The 18871-nt window shown below is 58.1% G+C and carries 17 protein-coding genes; 9 read left to right on the forward strand and 8 right to left on the reverse strand.

Going from position 1 to position 18871, the window contains the following annotated elements; translation table 11 throughout:
- Positions 1–16 precede the first annotated feature (16 nt).
- Positions 17–358, forward strand: coding sequence for a helix-turn-helix domain-containing protein (locus CKW31_RS18260; protein ID WP_095098086.1), 342 nt, complete (start codon positions 17–19; stop codon positions 356–358).
- A 161-nt stretch (positions 359–519) separates the two neighbouring features.
- On the opposite strand, the gene CKW31_RS18265 is transcribed toward CKW31_RS18260, so the two are convergent.
- Positions 520–1365: a PhzF family phenazine biosynthesis protein gene (locus tag CKW31_RS18265; protein WP_095098089.1), complete on the reverse strand. Its 846-nt coding sequence runs from the start codon at positions 1363–1365 to the stop codon at positions 520–522.
- A 164-nt stretch (positions 1366–1529) separates the two neighbouring features.
- Here CKW31_RS18265 and CKW31_RS18270 point away from each other — a divergent pair, with 164 nt between their 5' ends.
- Positions 1530–2156, forward strand: coding sequence for a LysE family translocator (locus CKW31_RS18270; RefSeq protein WP_095098092.1), 627 nt, complete (start codon positions 1530–1532; stop codon positions 2154–2156).
- A gap of 71 nt (positions 2157–2227) precedes the next feature.
- Positions 2228–3082: an NAD-dependent protein deacetylase gene (locus CKW31_RS18275; protein ID WP_095098095.1), complete on the forward strand. Its 855-nt coding sequence runs from the start codon at positions 2228–2230 to the stop codon at positions 3080–3082.
- Positions 3083–3190: 108 nt separating this feature from the next.
- Here the strand turns inward: CKW31_RS18275 and CKW31_RS18280 are convergent, their stop codons facing one another.
- Positions 3191–5557 carry a DNA polymerase II gene (locus CKW31_RS18280; protein ID WP_095098209.1) on the reverse strand — a complete coding sequence of 789 codons (2367 nt, stop codon included), beginning with the start codon at positions 5555–5557 and terminating at the stop codon, positions 3191–3193.
- Between the two features lie 182 nt (positions 5558–5739).
- On the opposite strand from CKW31_RS18280, the gene CKW31_RS18285 reads away from it, so the two are divergent.
- Together CKW31_RS18285 and CKW31_RS18290 are read left to right on the forward strand one after the other, a co-directional pair.
- Positions 5740–6207, forward strand: coding sequence for a RidA family protein (locus CKW31_RS18285; RefSeq protein WP_095098098.1), 468 nt, complete (start codon positions 5740–5742; stop codon positions 6205–6207).
- A 3-nt stretch (positions 6208–6210) separates the two neighbouring features.
- Positions 6211–6738, forward strand: coding sequence for a GNAT family N-acetyltransferase (locus tag CKW31_RS18290; protein WP_095098101.1), 528 nt, complete (start codon positions 6211–6213; stop codon positions 6736–6738).
- On the opposite strand, the gene CKW31_RS18295 is transcribed toward CKW31_RS18290, so the two are convergent.
- From CKW31_RS18295 to CKW31_RS18310, 4 genes are all read right to left on the reverse strand, one after another.
- Entirely contained in the window at positions 6630–7139 is a 510-nt protein-coding gene (locus CKW31_RS18295; RefSeq protein ID WP_095098104.1) for an AraC family transcriptional regulator, read from the reverse strand. The two genes, CKW31_RS18290 and CKW31_RS18295, sit on opposite strands and share 109 nt — an antisense overlap.
- A 419-nt stretch (positions 7140–7558) precedes the next feature.
- The gene (locus CKW31_RS18300) at positions 7559–8509 is read right to left on the reverse strand and encodes a GlxA family transcriptional regulator (protein WP_095098107.1); all 951 of its coding nucleotides are present in this window, start codon (positions 8507–8509) and stop codon (positions 7559–7561) included.
- Positions 8510–8662: 153 nt separating this feature from the next.
- Positions 8663–9196: a DUF4174 domain-containing protein gene (locus tag CKW31_RS18305; RefSeq protein WP_095098110.1), complete on the reverse strand. Its 534-nt coding sequence runs from the start codon at positions 9194–9196 to the stop codon at positions 8663–8665.
- 100 nt (positions 9197–9296) lie between these two features.
- A complete protein-coding gene (locus CKW31_RS18310; RefSeq protein WP_095098113.1) occupies positions 9297–9623 on the reverse strand; it encodes a multidrug efflux SMR transporter in 327 nt (108 codons plus the stop codon).
- Positions 9624–9994: 371 nt separating this feature from the next.
- Here CKW31_RS18310 and CKW31_RS18315 point away from each other — a divergent pair, with 371 nt between their 5' ends.
- Positions 9995–11953 carry a DNA topoisomerase III gene (locus CKW31_RS18315; protein WP_095098115.1) on the forward strand — a complete coding sequence of 653 codons (1959 nt, stop codon included), beginning with the start codon at positions 9995–9997 and terminating at the stop codon, positions 11951–11953.
- A 323-nt stretch (positions 11954–12276) separates the two neighbouring features.
- Positions 12277–13650: a nucleotide 5'-monophosphate nucleosidase PpnN gene (ppnN, locus tag CKW31_RS18320; protein WP_095098118.1), complete on the forward strand. Its 1374-nt coding sequence runs from the start codon at positions 12277–12279 to the stop codon at positions 13648–13650.
- A gap of 181 nt (positions 13651–13831) precedes the next feature.
- Here the strand turns inward: ppnN and CKW31_RS18325 are convergent, their stop codons facing one another.
- Positions 13832–15076, reverse strand: coding sequence for an aspartate aminotransferase family protein (locus CKW31_RS18325; RefSeq protein ID WP_095098121.1), 1245 nt, complete (start codon positions 15074–15076; stop codon positions 13832–13834).
- Positions 15077–15177: 101 nt separating this feature from the next.
- Between CKW31_RS18325 and CKW31_RS18330 the strand changes: the two genes are divergently transcribed.
- Positions 15178–16086, forward strand: coding sequence for a LysR family transcriptional regulator (locus CKW31_RS18330; protein ID WP_095098124.1), 909 nt, complete (start codon positions 15178–15180; stop codon positions 16084–16086).
- Positions 16087–16250: 164 nt separating this feature from the next.
- On the opposite strand, the gene CKW31_RS18335 is transcribed toward CKW31_RS18330, so the two are convergent.
- Entirely contained in the window at positions 16251–17246 is a 996-nt protein-coding gene (locus CKW31_RS18335) for an aldo/keto reductase (protein ID WP_095098127.1), read from the reverse strand.
- A 711-nt stretch (positions 17247–17957) separates the two neighbouring features.
- Here CKW31_RS18335 and CKW31_RS18340 point away from each other — a divergent pair.
- On the forward strand, positions 17958–18869 hold the full coding sequence (locus CKW31_RS18340) for a methyl-accepting chemotaxis protein (RefSeq protein WP_371856775.1): 912 nt from the start codon (positions 17958–17960) through the stop codon (positions 18867–18869).
- Positions 18870–18871: the final 2 nt, after the last annotated feature.

Here is an 18871-nt window from a genome sequence, read left to right on the forward strand (position 1 = left end):
TCAGGAAATCACCAAAATGGAAGGCATGGGCCTAAGACTCAAGTTGGAAAGAAAGCGTCTCGATCTTTCACAGCGAGACCTGGGTTTAGTTGGCGGGGTTGAGGCCAATGCTCAAGGACTTTACGAACGAGGCAAGCGCTTTCCCAATGCCGAATACCTCAGAGCTGTTGCGAAGGCCGGGGTTGATGTTTTGTATGTAATTACTGGCTCTCGGGAATTATTGGCTATTGACTCCATTTCCCCAGGCGAGTCGAAAGTATTAACCGAGCTGGAAGGTTTACCTCTGGATGTACGGGAAGATATCAAACGCCTGATCAGCACCCTTTCTGTGTCTGAAGAGCAAGCCGTTAAATCCTGAAGGGTTATCTACTACAGAGCGCAGCGGCAATACCGTGCGAACTAACCATCGGAATGGAACATGGTCAGTGGGACCGGCTTTAGTAGGGACACCCAAGCCGGTCCCATTGGTTTGTGTGGGGCATTAGTTGCGAGCAAACATGACAGTTCCACTGTAAAGCCTCATTCCAGCTCTACCCCACCCTCAATACACGTCACCACCTCACCGCCCACCCAGATGTCGTCACCAAGGCGCTGCACGTAAACCCGGCCTTGCCTGCCCAGCGCTGTGCCCTGACTGACCACATAGCGGTCCTCTGCCAACCCGGCACTCAATACCCATTGCGCGATACCGGCATTGAGGCTACCGGTCACCGGATCTTCTGGCATGCCGTCGCCGGGGATAAACGCTCTGACTTCGAATTGCGCTTCATCCCCATCGAGTAAAGGATCCCAAGGCGCGAATACGCCGATCGCCAGTCCGCCGAGCTGCGAATAATCCGGCTGCAGCGCCAGTACGCTGGCCCTGTCCGCAAGCCTGAGTGCTAGCCATCCAGCGCCGTTGTCGACCCAGCGGGCTTCAAGAATCGCACCGTCAGCCAAGCCCATTCCGGTGCGAATTCGTTCCAGCAACTCATCCTCAACGGGCTCTGAGCGCAACAATGCTGGTGCAGTAAACGCCAGTTGCCCGCCCTGGCGACGAATCCGCACCAGCCCGATACCGCACTCCTGAATGATTTCCTCGCCTTTTGGCTGCCCGCCGCTCTCAAGCCAGGCGTGACAGCTGCCCAGCGTCGGGTGCCCAGCGAACGGCAACTCGTGCTGCGTGGTGAAAATCCGTAGTCGATAATCCGCCTCGGGATGTTGGGACTTAAGCACAAAAGTGGTTTCACTCAGATTGGTCCAGTGGGCAAACGCGGCCATGGTTGATTCGCTGAGCGCGTCAGCTGCAAGCACCACTGCCAGCGGATTGCCCTTGAGGGCCTGACGACTGAATACATCAACCTGTTTGAACGCATAACGACTCATCACTGCCCTCTCTGAAAACGCCAAGGCGGCGAGACTCTCATTTCAAACCTGCGAAGGTAAAGCCCGGAAAAACTGTTGCACAAAAATCGCGAGCAACTGTAGCGCAGCCTGTCCGGCGCGATTCGCTACCGTCAGCAAACGATATCAATGAAGGGAAGCAGCTCATGATCGACTTTCAAACACTGTCTTTATTCTGCGGCGCGGTGATGCTTCTGCTGATCACGCCGGGTCCGAACATGGCCTTTGTCATGAGCCACGGTTTTACCTATGGCTGGCGCGGTGGTTTGGCCGTTTCGCTGGGGATCGGGGCTGCGGATGTCGTGCTGACGATTCTGACCTCAACCGGCGTGACCGGTCTCGTCGCTGCATGGCCGCCGTCTTTCGACATCACTCGTTATGTCGGCGCGGTCTATCTGTTGTGGATGGCCTGGAAGGCCCTGCAAGGCGGCAAGCTGGGCAAGAACGTCATCGACAACAAGGTTTCGCTGAGAACCGTGTTCGTCAGGTCGATGCTCAACAGCTTGCTCAATCCCAAGGCGCTGCTGTTTTTCATCGTCTTTCTACCGCAATTCGTGAACCCCTCCAACGGCATGATCGCCCAGCAGTTGATCATGCTCGGCCTGGTGCTGACAGTGATTGCGTTCGTCTTTCATGCCGTACTGGGTGCATTTGGCAGTACCATCAATCGTTGGTTTGCAGGTAAGGAACGGTTGGGCAAGCTGCAACACAGAGTGCTCGCCGCTGTGCTGACCCTGATGGCCGTGCGCTTGATGGTCATGTCCAGACCGTGAGTCTCGTGTAGAGGGCACCATTCAAGCATCCGCCGGGTCAGATATCACTCACGCCACGCGGAGATCCAATCATGCTGAACAGCCTGTCCGTCGCCCCGGTAGAAGCGCTTTTCACGCTCATGGCGCAAAAACGCTTTGTGGTCCTGACCGGGGCAGGCATCAGCACACCGTCGGGCATTCCCGATTATCGGGATACCGACGGCGTAAGGCGCGGCAAAGCGCCGATGATGTTTCAGGAATTTCTCGGCTCACCGGAGGCACGGCGACGCTATTGGGCACGAGCGATGCTGGGCTGGCCGCGAGTGCGGGTGGCTCAGCCCAACGCCGCACATCGGGCTTTGGCGACGCTGCAATCTCATGGGTACATCGACGGGTTGATCACACAAAACGTCGATACGCTACACGATCAGGCTGGCAGTATTGATGTCGTCGAGCTGCATGGCAGCCTGCATCGGGTGCTGTGCCTTGACTGTGGCGAACGCATTGATCGCGCCGCGATTCAGCCATTGATGGAAGCACAGAACCCCTATCTGGCAGACGTTGACGCGGTGCAGGCGCCGGATGGCGATACCTTGCTCGACCCCGCATTCGAATCGCGCTTCCAGTTGCCACATTGCCCCCACTGCGATGGCGAGCGCCTCAAGCCCGACGTGGTGTTCTTCGGCGAAAACGTTGCACCGCCTACCGCGGCACAGGCGCTGGCCAGCGTGATCCATGCTGACGGCTTGCTGGTGGTGGGTTCTTCACTGATGGCCTACTCGGCTTTCCGTCTGTGCAAGGCAATAAGCGAGCAAGGCAAGCCACTTGTCGCCATCAATATCGGCAAGACCCGCGCGGATGAGCTTCTGGATATGAAGATTGAGATGTCGTGCGAGGCATTGTTGCCGGAGTTGGTGGAGCGGTTGGTTGGGCACAGAGATATCTGATGCGTGCAATCTGTTGGAGCGAGGCTTGCCCGCGAACCTGCCGACGCGGAATGTCAGTTAAACAGTGTTATGGTTCTTCGCGGGCAAGCCTCGCTCCAACAGCCCCAACTAAAACAACCCCAACTGCCCGCCAATCAGCGTGCTGAAATCATCATCCACAAACGGCAGGATGGCCTCGGCGATGGGTTGTAGCTGACGGGTGACGTAATGGTCGTAGTCGATGGGCGCATGCCTCACTTCCAGAGGCTCCGGCCCGGCGACGCTGATAACGTAGCTGATCCAGCCGCCATTCTGATACTGCTTGGGGCGGCCCAGGCTTGCATTGTGCTCGTCGGCAAGGCGCGCTGCCCGGACATGAGGCGGCACGTTACGCTCATAATCATCCAGCCTGCGTCGCAGCCGTTTGCGGTAAATCAGCAAGTCATCCAGCTCCCCCGCCACGGTACGACGCACATAGTCGCGCACATAATCCTGATACGGTCGCCGGTGAAAAATCCGCGAGTACAACTCCTGCTGAAATTCCCGCGCTAGGGGTGACCAATCGGTGCGGACCGTTTCCAGGCCTTTGTAAATCATTTCATCGGAACCATCAGCGCGCCTGACCAGCCCGGCGTAGCGCTTCTTGCTGCCCTCTTCCGCGCCGCGAATGGTCGGCATCAGGAACCGTCGAAAGTGCGTCTCGAACTGCAGCTCAAGCGCACTGGTCAGGCCGTATTCCTGCTGTAAATGCTCGCGCCACCATTGGTTGACCTGCTGCACAAGCGTACGGCCAATCCGGGTCGCCTCTTCCTCGCCGTGCAGGCTTTTGAGCGAGACGAACGTGGAGTCGGTATCGCCATAGATCACCGTATAGCCTTGGGCTTCGATTAGCTGTCGGGTACGGCGCATGATCTCGTGGCCGCGCAAGGTGATCGACGACGCGAGCCGCGTGTCGAAAAACCGGCAGCCGCTGGAGCCAAGCACACCATAAAAAGCGTTCATGATGATTTTCAACGCCTGGGATAGCGGCTGGTTGTTTTCCCGCTTGGCCGTCTCGCGCCCCTGCCAGACTCGCTCGACAATGGCGGGCAGGCAATGCCGGGTGCGAGAGAAGCGACCACCGCGAAAACCCGGTACCGAATCTTCATCCGAAGGATTGCGCAAGCCTTCCACCAGCCCCACCGGATCGATCAGGAAAGTGCGGATGATCGACGGGTACAGGCTCTTGTAATCCAGTACCAACACCGACTCATACAATCCCGGCTGCGAATCCATGACAAAGCCACCGGGGCTGGCCTCCGGCATGCGCTCGCCAAGGTTGGGCGCCACAAAGCCCTGGCGATGCATCAACGGAATGTACAGATGACAGAACGCTGCCACCGAACCACCGCTGCGGTCAGCAGGCAACCCCGTGACCGACGCGCGCTCCAGCAGGAAGGTCAGCAACTCGGTCTTGGCGAAGATCCGCGTCACCAGTTCGCAGTCCTTCAGGTTATAGCGTGCCAGCGCGGGCTTGTCTTCAGCGAACATGCGATTGATTTCGTCCATGCGCTGGTAAGGCGTATTGATCGCCTTGCCCTCTCCGAGCAAGGTCTGAGCGACATTTTCCAGACTGAACGACGGAAAGCTCCAGGTGGCCGAGCGTAGCGCCTCGATGCCGTCGATGATCAGACGCCCGCTGGCATCGGCGAAAAAGTGGTTGTTGCGCGAGCCGTGCTCGCGCCAACCCATGGCATCTCCACCACGCCCTAGACGTAATGGCACTTGTAGTCTCTGCGCGTGCTCGTGCAGCACCCGCAGGTCGAACTGCACCACATTCCAGCCGATGATCGCGTCCGGATCGTGACGTTCAAGCCACTGATTGAGGCGCTCCAGCAACAACTTGCGGGTGTCGCAGTATTCAAGCGCGAAGTCGACGTCGCGATCGTCACCATTGGCGGGGCCGAGCATGTAAACCTGACGCTGACCGCAGCCTTCCAGCGCGATGGAATACAACTCGCCTTTTTCGGTGGTCTCGATATCCAGCGACGCCAGGCGTAGTTGCGGCCGGTAATGCTCTGTGGGGCGGATCTGCGCCTCGCACAGGGTGCCGTTGCTGTCTGCAACGCCGCTGAATTGCACCGGGGCGGTGATAAAACGCTCCATCAGATAGCGTTCTGGCGGGCGAATGTCGGCTTCATAGACATCCACGCCGCCCTTGCGCAGGGATTTTTCCAGGTTCATCAATTGCCGGTGCTGCTGACAATAAACCCCCAGCACCGGACGATGGCGGAAATCACACAGGCTCAACTCACGAAGTTCGACCCCCGACTCGCTGCGCAATACCGCTTCGGCACGGGCACGCTGTTCAGCAGGAATGAACGCCACCGAGGGTTGCACAGGCAAGCGAATGTGCCGGGGACCGTTGTCAGTCGCCAGCCAGAATTCCACCTGCGTACCTTCCGGCGTATCCCGCCAGTGCCGGCTCAGGATAAAGCCCTGCTGAACATCCTCCACCACTGCAAACCTCAAAAACCTTCAGGAGCGTGATTCTACTTGGCATTGCCCGCTAGAGGGCGACTCATCTTCACGACGGTGGCTAAGACCAGAGAATCCATGCGTGACCGCTTGCCATGTCACGGGCTTGAGGCGATAAAGGCACTCTTCGCCTCTCATTCATCCTCGTCACGGAACGCGACATGTCAGCAGACCAGCGCTTCAACCTGATTGCCGAACAGCTTGGTTATAGCTTTGATGGCGAGATCAAAATCGGCGGCAATTATGTGCCTCTGATCCGCCACAACGACGAGATTTACATCAGCGGGCAAACTCCCCGGGTTGGCGACACGGTAGTCGTCACCGGACGCGCAGGGGCCGATACCACTCTGGCTCAGGCGCAACTGGGAGCGAAGGTTTGCGCCATGCGCGCCCTGGCCTTGCTACAGCGCAGCGCGGGTTCGCTGGACGGGATCAAGCGGCTGCTGCGCATGAACCTCTACGTGCAATGCGCTCAGGATTTCACCCGGCAAAGCGAAGTGGCCGACGCTGCGTCCGAAGTGCTGTTCTTCGTGCTGGGGGACGTCGGTGCGCACACTCGCACTTCGGTTGGCGTCTATCAGTTGCCAAAGAATGCCACCGTTGAACTTGATCTGATTGCAGTGGTGTAAGCCATGTCCAGTGCATTCAAGGTGGAACGTTTGCAGGCCCGGCACGCGGCGGCTTATCGAAATTTGATGCTGGACGCCTATACACGACATCCCGAGGCCTTCACCTCATCCACAGAAGAGCGCGCTGCCCTGCCCTTGTCCTGGTGGGAAAAGCGGCTCGACCCGGCAGAAGATGCGGGACAAGTGGTGTTTGGCATCACTGACGGTGACGCCATCCTGGGTGCGGTGGGGCTGACCTTCAGCAACCGGCAACGGGCGCGACACAAGGTTTTACTGTTCGGCATGTATGTGGTGGCCGGTCAGCAAGGCAAAGGTCTGGGCCAGTCACTGATCGATGCGGCATTGAGCTATGCGCGCAAACGGCCACATGCATTGCTGGTGCAGCTGACCGTCAGCGAAAACAATGCCTCAGCTCGCAAGCTTTACGAGCACAACGGATTCGAGTCCTTTGGTCTGGAGCCATTGGCTGTAGCGACCGAAGCCGGGTTTATTTCCAAGGTCCATATGTGGCGGGAATTGCGCGAATATTGACGCTGGCTGGCCGCCTTCAACTTGCGCTCATTGCCCCGCCAACGGGCGGGATTGGTGCCCTCGGTCTTGCTGAACATATGAGAGAAATGCGCCTGATCGCAAAAACCGCATTCGGCGCTGATTTGCGTGAGGGTCATTTCCGAGTATTTGATGAGTTGCTTGGCCTGCTCAATGCGCTGGTTGCGAATCCATTCCTGTGGGGACATGCCAGTACTGCGTTTGAATGAGCGCGAGAAATGACTGCGAGTCAACTCGCAGGACGCGGCCAGAAAAGGCACAGAGACTTTCTTGCTCAGGTCAGCAGTGATGAGCTGTTTGACCAGTGCCAAACGGTCGGGAGTAAGACCGCCGGTGACAGGCTCATCCAGCCCGTCGTTGACGTCGTGCAGCGGGTTGTCCATGACGATAAAACCTTGCGAAATGTCCTTGAGTCATCTTCGCAGTCGTCAGTTTTCTAACAACCCTCGCAGGGGGAGCGCAACGGCCATCAAGGTGCATGATCAGGACAAAGCAGGCTGATACGACGCTATTGAACAGCGTACAAAGAACATGTGGGAGATTCTATGTTCACCTGCAAGCATGATCTGGATCTTGTAGGACCGGCTTTAGCCGGGAGAGCGGTATTTCTACCGAAGGATATTTAGCGAATGTCCCGACGTCCTCCCGGCTAAAGCCGGTCCTACGGAATAGCGCGGTATATGTGGGAGCGAGGCTTGCCCGCGATGAGGGCACCGCAGATATCAGGTCTATCGTCGTATCCAGCCTTATCGCGGGCAAGCCTCGCTCCCACAAGACCGGAACGCGATAACGAAGCCATCAATCAACCAAATTGCTGCCGATACTGGCTCGGCGTCAGGCCCAACCTGTCGCTGAATAGCGAGCGCATGTAACGCACGCTGCCAAAGCCACTGCGGTGGGCAACTGTCTTGAGCGGCAGCACGGTGGTTTCCAGCAGGTTGCGCGCCCGGTCCAGCCGCGCATTCTGGATGAACGCCATCGGCGTCATGCCCACCTCGCGGCTGAACACTCGAGCGAAATGTCGCGGACTCATGGCTGCCATCGAAGCCATTCGCTCGATGCTGAACTCTTCGTCAAGGTGCTCGATAAGGTAGTTCTGAATTCGAGTAATCGGCGTTTCCTGGGTTGCAACAGTGGCCACCAGCGGGCTGAATTGCGCCTGGCCGCCCTGCCGCTTCATCACCACCAACAAAACCTTGGCGACATCCAGCGCGACTTTTCTGCCGTGATCTTCCGCGACGAGTGCCAGTGCGAGATCGATCCCTGCCGTGACTCCGCCAGAAGTCACCAGGCGGCGATCCTTGATGTAGATCTGGTCGGTGGTGACCTGCGCGGCCGGGAACCCCTTGATCAAGCGCTCGGTGTAGTGCCAGTGGGTGGTAACGGTGTGACCGTCAAGCAAACCGGCTCTGCCCAGCAAAAAAGCGCCGGTGCAAATCGAACCGTAGAGGATTGATTCCTGCGCGGCTTGCTGCAGCCAGGCAACCAGCGGCGGATGACTGTCGTTGTAAGACCCCGGACCACCCGGCACCAGCACCAGGTCGAAGGCAGTGGGTGCCGTTTCGACGCAGACGTCCGGGTGAACGGTGACGCCGTTTGACGCGCGAATGGCCGACGCCTGAGTGCCCACAGTAGTCAACTGATAGTGTCTGGAGGGATCGAGATAGCGGTTGGCGATAGAGAACACCTCCATCGGCCCGGCCATGTCGAGCAAAAGGAAGTCAGGAAACAAAACGATTGCAACGGTCTTCATGGTCTTACATCGCCCAAATCGAGTTCAACACCCTAAAGCAAAGGCCCGGGACCGCGGCTGCGTCGGTCCCGGGCCTTGGCCCGTGCACATACTAACGTTTTGAGTGGCGTTTCGCCGCTATCGGCTGGCCCGCCAGGTTCAGACCTTTACGGCTCAGTCATCGAGTGTTTTGGGTGCACCTTTAGCCGGTTTGCCGGACTTCTCCGCGCCAGGCTTGGCCTCAGGCACCGGAGCGACCACCGCCGGGGCGGTGGCAGCCTTTTCTTCGGTCGGTAATTGGTCAATTGTGGTGAACAGGTCTTTCACAGCAATGGGGCCAAGCTGATCAAGTTTTTTCTCACCGTCCTTGCCCACCAGAACGACCTTGGTTCCCCTGCTCGCCCCCAGTTTCAGCTCCCGAATCAGCGCCATGGTTGCCTGAGGATCAAGATCCTTACCGTCACGTTTGCCGATCATGGCAACCACCGTATAAAGCACCATGCCACGCTCCGCGAAACCCTTCTGGTTTTCCGGTTCCTTGAGCTCTTTTTGCAGATTGACCAGTGTCGGGTCCAGTGTGCTCGGCGCAATAACGATCAATGGGCGCGACTTGCCGCGGTCCTGGTTCAGAGGGCTGTCGCTGTCAGCTGCAAGCAGAGGGCCCGCAGAGATAAGCAACGTGGCGAGGGTCAACAACCGGATAAACATAAATGGCTCCTTCAAACCGAGACAGGACACTAGTCGGGCTTTCGACGCTGTTTTAGATGTTTTGTTCTGATTGGGTATAGCTCAACAGGCGCGCAACCTTTTATTTAACGGGTGCGGACACCAGTTTCAATCCAACGATGCCAGCCAGAATCAGCAAAAAACACAGAATCCGCAGCACACTGCGATCTTCGCCCAGTACCAGCATGCCGTAAACCGCAGTGCCCAACGCACCAATTCCGACCCACACAGCATAGGCCGTACCGACCGGGATGGTACGGGTGGCGAGAGAAAGCAGGTACATGCTCAGGCAGATGAAAAAACCGCAGAACAGACTGGGCAGCAGCCTCGTGAAACCGTCCGTACGGGGCATTACTGCTGCGTAGATGATTTCGCAGGCGCCGGCAAATAACAGAAACATCCAGCTCATCGAACTTCCTTGAATTGGTTTTCTTTAGTTGGCGTAGGGACAAAATAGCGGTGCCAGAGCGGTTGGTGCAAGGTTTGCGGGATTACACGGATCCTGTGGGAGATTTCCATGCTTGCCCACAAGCGATCCGACGTGGGACCGGCTTTAGCCGGGAAAGCGGTATATCTGATGTCCCATTCTGGATGACTGGACTGGCCTCTTCCCGGCTGAAGCCGGTCCCACGTCATCAGTGTGTCCTGCGGGAGCGATTGGGACGCCATGCCACTTTCCCACAAGGTTTATCTGTATATCCATACAGATAAACCTTGCCGAAAACGTCCTTACTGCTCATGCTGTACCCCCATCAAAATCCGTAAAAAACGATGGTATCCATGCGGCTGTTTCTGTGCGAAAAACCCTCCCAGGCCAAAGATATCGCCGCGGTATTAGGCGCGAATCGCCGTGGCGACGGCTGCTGGGTGGGGCCCAACGCGACGGTGACGTGGTGCATCGGCCATCTGCTGGAAACCGCGCCTCCCGACAGTTACGACGCCCGCTACAAACGCTGGGTGCTGGATGACCTGCCCATCGTTCCGGAAAAATGGAAGATGCTGGTCAAGCCGCGCACTGCAAGCCAGTTCAAAGCGGTCAAACGTCTGCTGGGCGAGGCCGCCGAGCTGGTGATCGCTACAGATGCCGACCGCGAAGGCGAAATGATCGCCCGGGAGCTGGTGGACCATTGCCGTTATCGCGGACCGATACAACGCCTCTGGCTGTCGGCACTGGACGATGCGTCGATTCGCAAAGCCCTGAACGCCCTCAAGCCCGGCGCCGAAACCTTCAGTCTTTATCACTCGGCGCTGGGCCGCTCACGGGCAGACTGGCTGATCGGCATGAACATGAGTCGCCTGTTCACCCTCCTCGGCCGCCAGTCGGGCTATCAAGGCGTATTGCCGGTCGGACGTGTGCAAACCCCAACGCTGCGGCTGGTAGTGGATCGCGACCGCAGCATCGCCGACTTCGTGCCTGTGCCCTTCTGGGCCATCGACGTACAACTCCTCCACGACGGCCAGCCTTTCACCGCTCAGTGGCGCGCCGCCGCCGATGTCTGTGACGACCAGGATCGATGCCTGAACCAGACCACTGCGCAGCAAGCCGCTGAGGTCATGCGCAACGCGGCAAGTGCGAAACTTCTGAAGTTGAGAACCGAACGGGTACGTGAAGCCGCCCCGCTGCCTTTCGACCTCGGCACATTGCAGGAGATATGTTCAAAAAAACTTGGCCTCGGCGCACAGGAAACCCTTGAGGTTGCCCAATCACTTTATGAAACCCACAAGGTCATCACCTATCCGCGCAGCGACTGCGGCTACCTGCCTGTCAGCCAGCATGGCGATGCGGCGAAGATCATTGCCGCACTGGGCCGCGCAGACCCGGCGCTGAACGAATTGCTCAAACACCTTGATCCGGCTCGGCGCTCGCGCGCCTGGAACGACGCAAAGGTCAGCGCTCACCACGGCATCATCCCCACGGGCGCGGGCAAGTCCCTCGATCAACTGACGGGCAAATACCGCGCCGTGTTTACCTTGATTCGAGCCCGCTACCTTGCGCAGTTTCTCCCCAACCATGAATACGATCGCACGCAGGCCGACTTCGACTGTGGCGGTGAAAAGCTCCGGGCTACCGGCAAGGTGATCGTCGAGCCAGGCTGGAAACGCGCTTTACCGGAAGCACTGACGCCACCAAAAGGGCGGGAAGCGCCCGCACCGCAAGCTTTGCCGAGGCTGACCGAAGGCAGCGATTATGCGGTCGACAGCGTCACCCTCAAGGATCTCTGGACCCAGCCACCCAAGCCGTTCACAGAAGGCGACCTGATCAAGGCGATGAAAAATGTCGCCCGTCTGGTGGAAGATCCGCGGCTCAAACAGAAACTCAAGGACACCACCGGGATTGGCACCGAAGCTACACGTGCGGGCATCATTCAGGGCTTGCTGGATCGGGGTTATCTGAGCAAGAACGGCAAAGCCCTGGCGGCGACCCCTGCTGCGTTCAGTCTGATCGACGCGGTGCCCCGCGCAATCGCCGATCCTGGCACTACCGCCATCTGGGAACAGGCGCTGGATATGGTCCAGGCTGGCGAGATGAGCCTTGAAGAGTTTGTCTCTCGACAGGCCACCTGGATGAGCAAGCAGGTCAGTCGCTGTATGGGCATGCGCATGGTCATCACCGCGTCAGCAAGCCCTGCCGGAGGCAAGCCGCCGTGGAAAGGCAAACGCAAGACCGGCAAGCGCAAACCAGCGGCCACCAGTGCAGCCAAGCCACGACGTACAGCGAAGGCTGCCAGCAAACCTTGATCGGGTATAGGATGCGGGCTGTAACTCACTCACTTGTAAGGAGTTGACGCTTAATTGATTCACCGGTTGAATGGCGATGCCTGCTCAGGTCCGCACAATCAGCCGCACCTCAATAATTCAGAGCAGCAACCCAGACAAGGAGGATATTGAGTCATCCGGGTTTGTCGGCCCGCTTAAGCCGTGGTGTTGGCTTTTTGCCCCACGGTATTCAACCAGACACTTGCCCGGCCAGCCGCCTCTTCGCGCAGGGTCATGCAGGGTCTCACTATTCAGATGCGCGTGGGCCCGACTGGCTCACCGGCATTTCTTCAAGGGAATTCAGAATGCCCCCAAGACAAGTAATCAACGCCTCGGTAAGTCCAAAGGGCAGCCTCGAAACACTGTCCCAACGCGAAGTACAGCAACTCAGTGCCGCCGGTTCAGGCAGCATTTACACCCTCTTCCGCCAGTGCGCCCTGGCTATTCTCAACACCGGCGCGCATGTCGATAACGCCAAGACCATTCTTGAGGCCTACGAGAGCTTCGAAGTCCGCATTCACCAGCAGGATCGTGGTGTGCGCCTTGAACTCCTCAATGCACCCGCCGATGCATTCGTCGACGGCGAAATGATTGCCAGCACTCGTGAAATGCTGTTCAGCGCCTTGCGCGACATCGTGTACACCGAGAGCGAACTGGACAGTCAGCGCATTGATCTCGAAAGCTCCCAAGGCATCACCGACTACGTGTTTCACTTGCTGCGTAACGCTCGCACGCTGCGTCCGGGTCTTGAACCGAAGATGGTGGTTTGCTGGGGCGGTCACTCGATCAATACCGAAGAGTACAAATACACCAAGAAGGTTGGCCACGAACTGGGCCTGCGCAGCCTGGACATCTGCACCGGCTGCGGCCCTGGCGTGATGAAAGGCCCGATGAAGGGGGCAACCATTGCCCACGCCAAACAGCGGATCAACGCGGGCCGGTATCTGGGCCTGACCGAGCCCGGCATCATCGCGGCAGAAGCGCCTAACCCGATCGTCAATGAGCTGGTCATCCTGCCCGATATCGAGAAGCGCCTTGAAGCCTTTGTGCGCGTTGGCCACGGCATCATCATTTTCCCGGGTGGCGCGGGCACTGCGGAAGAGTTCCTATACCTGCTGGGCATCCTCATGCACCCGGACAACCGCGAACTGCCTTTCCCGGTGGTTTTGACCGGTCCGAAAAGCGCAGCGCCGTATCTGGAACAACTGCACGCGTTTGTTGGCGCGACTCTGGGCGAATCGGCTTACAAGCACTACCAGATCATCATCGATGACCCGGCTGAAGTGGCTAGGGAAATGACTGCCGGGCTCAAGACCGTCAAACAGTTCCGCCGCGACCGCAATGACGCGTTCCACTTCAACTGGCTGCTGAAAATCGACGAAGGCTTCCAGCACCCGTTCGATCCGACCCACGAAAACATGGCAGCCCTGCAATTGAGCCGGTCATTACCGCCGCACCAGCTAGCCGCCAATCTGCGTCGTGCGTTTTCGGGGATTGTTGCCGGTAACGTCAAAGACAAAGGCATTCGCCTGATCGAGCAACATGGGCCTTATGAAATCCATGGCGACAATGAAATCATGGAGCCGCTGGATCGGCTGCTGCACGCGTTCGTTGAACAGCATCGCATGAAGCTGCCGGGTGGCGCGGCGTATGAGCCTTGCTATCGGGTGGTGACGTAAACAAGCCCTCGCAGCTAACAAGGACTGCATAAAACGTTGGATTAAATCCCTCTCTGTAACGCACGAGCAACGCGAGGCCGCGATGGCGGTCTGCCTGATACACCGCCATCGCGGCCTCGCGTTGCTCGTGCGCTCCTACAGGTCCGTTGTTTGCCGCGAGATAGCGCCACAGGAACCGCTCCTAACAAACCTGCAGCGGATGTATCGACTTCTTCCCGGTTTGCGTTGGCGCAGGCTGCCCTCCCAACCCGGTACACGACGCCAGCGTCTTGCATACCCCCAACACAATCGCATCAATCTCCTGCTCATTCACGGTCAATGGCGGTAACAGACGGATCGTCTTGCCACGTGTGACGTTGAGCAGCACGCCATGCTCGTGCGCGGCAATCGCTGCCAGATTCGGCAATGGCCGGGTCAGTTCGACGCCCACCATCAACCCCTTGCCACGAATTTCCAGCACATCCGGGTGCTCACTCAGGGCAGCACGCAATCCGGCCAGCAACCGTTCGCCCTGCAACCGGGCGTTATCCAGCAGGTGCTGTTCCTTGAGAATATCCACGACTGTGCAGCCAACCCGACAGGCCAGCGGGTTGCCGCCAAACGTACTGCCATGACTGCCCGGCGTGAAAAGCTCAGCCGCTTTACCCCGCGCCAGGCAGGCGCCGATAGGGATGCCATTGCCCAGGCCTTTGGCCAACGTCATCACGTCCGGGACAATGCCTTCATGCTGAAAGGCGAACCACTGCCCGGTGCGGCCCATGCCGGTTTGGATTTCATCCAGCATCAGCAACCAGGCGCGCCGACTGCACAGTTCACGCAGGGCCTTCAAATAACCCGGCGGAGCCAGTTGCACGCCGCTTTCGCCCTGAATCGGCTCCAGCAACATCGCCGTGATGCGATGGCCATAGGTCTGGCACACCTTGTCCAGAGCGGCCAAATCGCCAAATGGCACTTTGACGAAATCACCCGGCAACGAGTTGAAACCCAACCGCACAGCGGGCCCGTCGCTGGCTGACAGAGTCCCCAGAGTCCGCCCATGGAACGCGTTGTCCATCACCACCACCAGCGGCTTTTCAATGCCTTTGTGCCAGGCATACAGCCGGGCCAGTTTCAGCGCCGTCTCGTTGGCTTCAGCGCCGGAGTTATTGAAAAACGCCCGGTCCATGCCAGCCAGTCCGGTCAGCTTTCTGGCCAGTTCCTGCTGCCATTGAATGCTGTACAGGTTCGAGGTGTGCATCAGCAGGCCTGCCTGTTCGCTGATCGCCGCCACCAGCCGGGGGTGCGAATGACCAACGTTGGTGACTGCAACTCCCGCCACCGCATCGAGATACTCGCGACCAGCCTCATCCCACAGGCGAGTGCCAAGGCCGCGAGCGAAACTGAGTGCCAAAGGTTGGTAAGTGCTCATCAGGCAAGTAGCGGTCATGTTTGAAACTCCATCTCAGGCGTTGTTTTTTCCAGTATCGTTAGCAACCAGAGCTGGATAAACGGCGATTCCCTTCAATAATTTTAAAGTCAGGCTTGATAATGGATTTACTTCAGGCGATGTCGGTTTTTGTCAAAGTGGTGGAAACCGGCAGCATGACGGCTGCCGCACTGGAATGCGGCATGTCGACCACCATGGTGGGCAACCACTTGAGGGGGCTGGAACAGCGACTGGGGGTCAGCCTGCTCAAACGTACGACGCGTCGCCAGGGTCTGACAGAGTTTGGCGCTACGTACTATCAGCGTTGTGTCGATGTTCTGGCGCTGGTTGCCGATTCGGAGCAATTGGCTGCACAGTCTCAGGACATTCCCCAGGGGACATTGCGGATTACCGCACCTTTCACATTCGGCTCGGAAAGCCTCGCCCCGGCGCTGAGTGAGTTCATTCGCCGCTACCCGCAAATCAAGCTGGATATCGTGTGGAGCAACGAGCGCATGGATTTGATCGGGCAAGGGTTCGACGCGGCGATTCGTCTGGGCCAGATTCATAACTCAAGCCTGATCGCCAGACCCTTGCAGGATTACACCCTGACCCTCTGCGCGGCACCATCGTATCTGCAGCGTCGCGGCACGCCCGTCGAGCCGATGGATTTGCAACACCATGATTGCCTGGCGTTTGCCTACCCGGCCGGAGATGACTGGAGTTCAGTCGAAAAACACTGGCGGCTAACAGGGGCTGAAGGCGAAATATTGGTCCCGGTGAGTGGTCCCATCACCATGAATACCTCCGCCGGGCTGCACAAGGCTGCCCGAGGCGGAGCAGGCATCGCGATGATGCCTGACGCGCTGGTTCAGGATGATCTGGAAAACGGCAAGCTGATCGCTTTGTTACCTGATTACCAATTGCCTTGCCGCCCCATGCACCTGCTGTATGCCCAGGACCGCTACCGCTCGCCGAAACTGCGCAGTTTTGTCGACTACGTGATGGAGTTGTGGGGCCGACCCGTTTGAAGATCGCCGCCGATAACGCGCCAAAAAATATCCGTAGGAGCGCACGAGCACCGCGAGGCCGCGATGCCAGGCTGCCTGACACACCGCTATCGCTGGCCTCGTAACCTCGGTGAGCTCCTACAGCATGCATTCCAATTCAAGGGTTTCAGGTACGGCGACCCTCCCTACCGCGCCGCATCCCCCCACCGATATTCATGAGTAATGTCATCAAGCTGCTTCTTCAACGACTCATCCAGCACAAAATCCGCTGCGGCCAGAGTGTCATCCAGTTGCTCCGGGCGACTGGCGCCGATGATCGCCGAGGTGATCACAGGGTTGGCCAGCACCCATGCAACGGAGGTAGTGGTCATTGATTTGCCCGACTCGTTGAGCAAGGCCTTGAGCCGCTCGATACTCTGGAACTCGCGCTCATGCCAATAGCGCTGTTGGTACATCTCCCCGGCCTCACCGACACTCGCCGTGAAGCGGCCATCGCTGGGCGTGCTTTCCAGTGCGTGCTTGCCGGTCAGTAAACCGCCTGCCAACGGATTGTAGGGGATGACCGCCAGTCCTTCTTCTTTCGCCAATGGCAACAACTCGCGCTCGATCTGCCGGAACAACAGGTTGTAGCGAGGCTGAATGGAAACGAACCGGGTCAGCCTCAGGTAATCCGCCCTGCCGAGCATCCTCGCCATTCGATAAGCGAGGAAGTTCGATACCCCGATGTACCGCGCCTTGCCATGCTTGACGATGATGTCCAGCGCTTCAAGGGTCTCATCAAGCGGGGTCAGCGGGTCGTCCATATGCAGTTGATAGAGGTCGACGTAATCAGTGTTCAATCGTTTCAGCGAAGCTTCGATTGCGTCCAGCAAGTGTTTGCGTGAATTGCCCTGATTCCAGGCCGCAGGTCCCATGGGCGCGCTGGCCTTGGTGGCGAGGATGAAACGGTCGCGTTTACCTTTGAGCCAACTGCCAACCACTTCCTCTGTTCGACCCACCGCATCGAATTTCGCGCCGAGTGGATACACATCTGCGGTATCGATGAAATTCACTCCGGCGTCCGTGGCGTGATCGATGATCCGGTGTGAAACCTGAGCATCGGTCTGCAAACCAAAAGTCATGGTCCCCAGACACAGCCGCGAAACGCTGAGGCCTGTCCGGCCGAATTGACGATATTGCATGCTGCTTCTCCTTGGCGGGCTTGGAAAACTCAAGCCTTTGAGGATAACCGCGCAAAGGTGCCGGTGTCTGGACCGCTCATCAAGGCTGCCTGAACGATGATTTTCCCTGCCCATAGGCTTGATTTGCCCTGAGGATAAAAAAAGTCCGGGCTATTCAAGACAAATTATTTCCAGCTTTGAAAATGCACTGCTACGCTTTTTCCTGACCCTCGATCGGGGAATCCCTAGCAAAGACAGGCAATGGACACCCCCAAAAGCACTCATTCAAGCCATCACACCCTCGAATGAAGCTGGCATTGTCGAATCGACTGACGATTGACGCCATTAATGTGACTAAAGTCTCAGTCGGGTTTGCAGATAACACAGTATTCGCAATTTCTCCTTACTTAGTAGTTCAAGGATCGAACCATGATGCAGAGCCAAAACGGTAGTTCTCCTGCTCAAAGCCGCCCAATGCTCTTCCTCTGGTTTCCGCTGGTGCCTGCCGTTGCAGGTTGTGCCGCGCTTTTACTGTCGGCCTCCACCCAGCTGAACATGGGTTTGAGTGCTGGCGTACTGGCTGTAGGTGTTGCCACAGGGTTGTTCGCCGCAGCCAGTCAGAATCGCAAACTGCAGGCCATTGCCAAGGCTACGGGTTTGCATCAACAACTCGCTGCAGACAGCGCATCGCTGCAATCCAGCACACAGATCAATGAAGTTCTGCTGGGCGCGATGCCCATCTGGGCCAAGCAAGTCGAAAGCTCACGAGAGCAGACTGAAACCGCCATCGTTGCCCTGACGGGCCGCTTCACAGGTATCTCTTCACGGCTGCAGGAAACGGTTCATGCGTCGCAACATGCGGCGGGCGATCTTGGCGGCCAGAGCGGCGATGGTGCGTTGCAAGTGCTTGCACAAAGTGACAGTGATCTGGTGCAGGTCATCAATTCCCTCAAGGCAACGCAGACCAGCCGTGATGAAACCCTGGCTCAGGTTCGCAACCTTACTGCCTACACCGGGGAGTTGCGCACGATGGCTGCCGACGTTGCGGCCATCGCAGCTCAAACCAACCTGCTGGCGCTCAACGCGGCCATTGAAGCGGCGCGCGCAGGCGAAGCCGGCCGCGGTTTTGCGGTGGTCGCCGACGCTGTACGCAGCCTGTCGAGCAAGTCCAGCGAAACCGGTCAGCAGATGTCCGCCAAGGTCGACATCATCAACAGCGCAATCAATCAACTGGTGCAGGCCGCTTCCAGTGGCGCGGACCAGGACAGCAACTCGGTAGTGAACTCTGAAAACACTATTCAGCGAGTACTTGAGCGATTCAAGAGCGTGACCGAGCGCCTCGCCGAGTCGGCGGAAATGCTGCAACAGGAAAGCTTCGGTATCCGCGACGAAATGACCGAAGTACTGGTCAGCCTGCAATTCCAGGATCGAGTCAGCCAGATCCTGGTTCATGTGCGGGACAACATTGACGACCTGCACGCCCATTTGCAGCAGGCGACCCAGGCACCTGATCAGCCCGTGAATATTGACGCACGCAGCTGGCTCGCGCGCATGGAAGCGACCTACGCCACCGACGAGCAGCGCAAGACACACCACGGCAGCAGCGCCGGACAACAGAGTTCACAAGAAATAACCTTTTTTTAGGA

Origin of the sequence: Pseudomonas sp. Irchel 3A5, from assembly GCF_900187575.1 — a bacterium.
Taxonomy (GTDB): domain Bacteria; phylum Pseudomonadota; class Gammaproteobacteria; order Pseudomonadales; family Pseudomonadaceae; genus Aquipseudomonas; species Aquipseudomonas folii.

Coding starts and splice junctions, on each gene's coding strand:
- CKW31_RS18260 (WP_095098086.1), top strand. CDS start 17: ATGGAAGGCATGGGCCTAAGACTCAAGTTGGAAAGAAAGCGTCTCGAT.
- CKW31_RS18265 (WP_095098089.1), bottom strand. CDS start 1,365: ATGAGTCGTTATGCGTTCAAACAGGTTGATGTATTCAGTCGTCAGGCC.
- CKW31_RS18270 (WP_095098092.1), top strand. CDS start 1,530: ATGATCGACTTTCAAACACTGTCTTTATTCTGCGGCGCGGTGATGCTT.
- CKW31_RS18275 (WP_095098095.1), top strand. CDS start 2,228: ATGCTGAACAGCCTGTCCGTCGCCCCGGTAGAAGCGCTTTTCACGCTC.
- CKW31_RS18285 (WP_095098098.1), top strand. CDS start 5,740: ATGTCAGCAGACCAGCGCTTCAACCTGATTGCCGAACAGCTTGGTTAT.
- CKW31_RS18290 (WP_095098101.1), top strand. CDS start 6,211: ATGTCCAGTGCATTCAAGGTGGAACGTTTGCAGGCCCGGCACGCGGCG.
- CKW31_RS18295 (WP_095098104.1), bottom strand. CDS start 7,139: ATGGACAACCCGCTGCACGACGTCAACGACGGGCTGGATGAGCCTGTC.
- CKW31_RS18300 (WP_095098107.1), bottom strand. CDS start 8,509: ATGAAGACCGTTGCAATCGTTTTGTTTCCTGACTTCCTTTTGCTCGAC.
- CKW31_RS18305 (WP_095098110.1), bottom strand. CDS start 9,196: ATGTTTATCCGGTTGTTGACCCTCGCCACGTTGCTTATCTCTGCGGGC.
- CKW31_RS18310 (WP_095098113.1), bottom strand. CDS start 9,623: ATGAGCTGGATGTTTCTGTTATTTGCCGGCGCCTGCGAAATCATCTAC.
- CKW31_RS18315 (WP_095098115.1), top strand. CDS start 9,995: ATGCGGCTGTTTCTGTGCGAAAAACCCTCCCAGGCCAAAGATATCGCC.
- ppnN (WP_095098118.1), top strand. CDS start 12,277: ATGCCCCCAAGACAAGTAATCAACGCCTCGGTAAGTCCAAAGGGCAGC.
- CKW31_RS18325 (WP_095098121.1), bottom strand. CDS start 15,076: ATGACCGCTACTTGCCTGATGAGCACTTACCAACCTTTGGCACTCAGT.
- CKW31_RS18330 (WP_095098124.1), top strand. CDS start 15,178: ATGGATTTACTTCAGGCGATGTCGGTTTTTGTCAAAGTGGTGGAAACC.
- CKW31_RS18335 (WP_095098127.1), bottom strand. CDS start 17,246: ATGCAATATCGTCAATTCGGCCGGACAGGCCTCAGCGTTTCGCGGCTG.
- CKW31_RS18340 (WP_371856775.1), top strand. CDS start 17,958: ATGCCCATCTGGGCCAAGCAAGTCGAAAGCTCACGAGAGCAGACTGAA.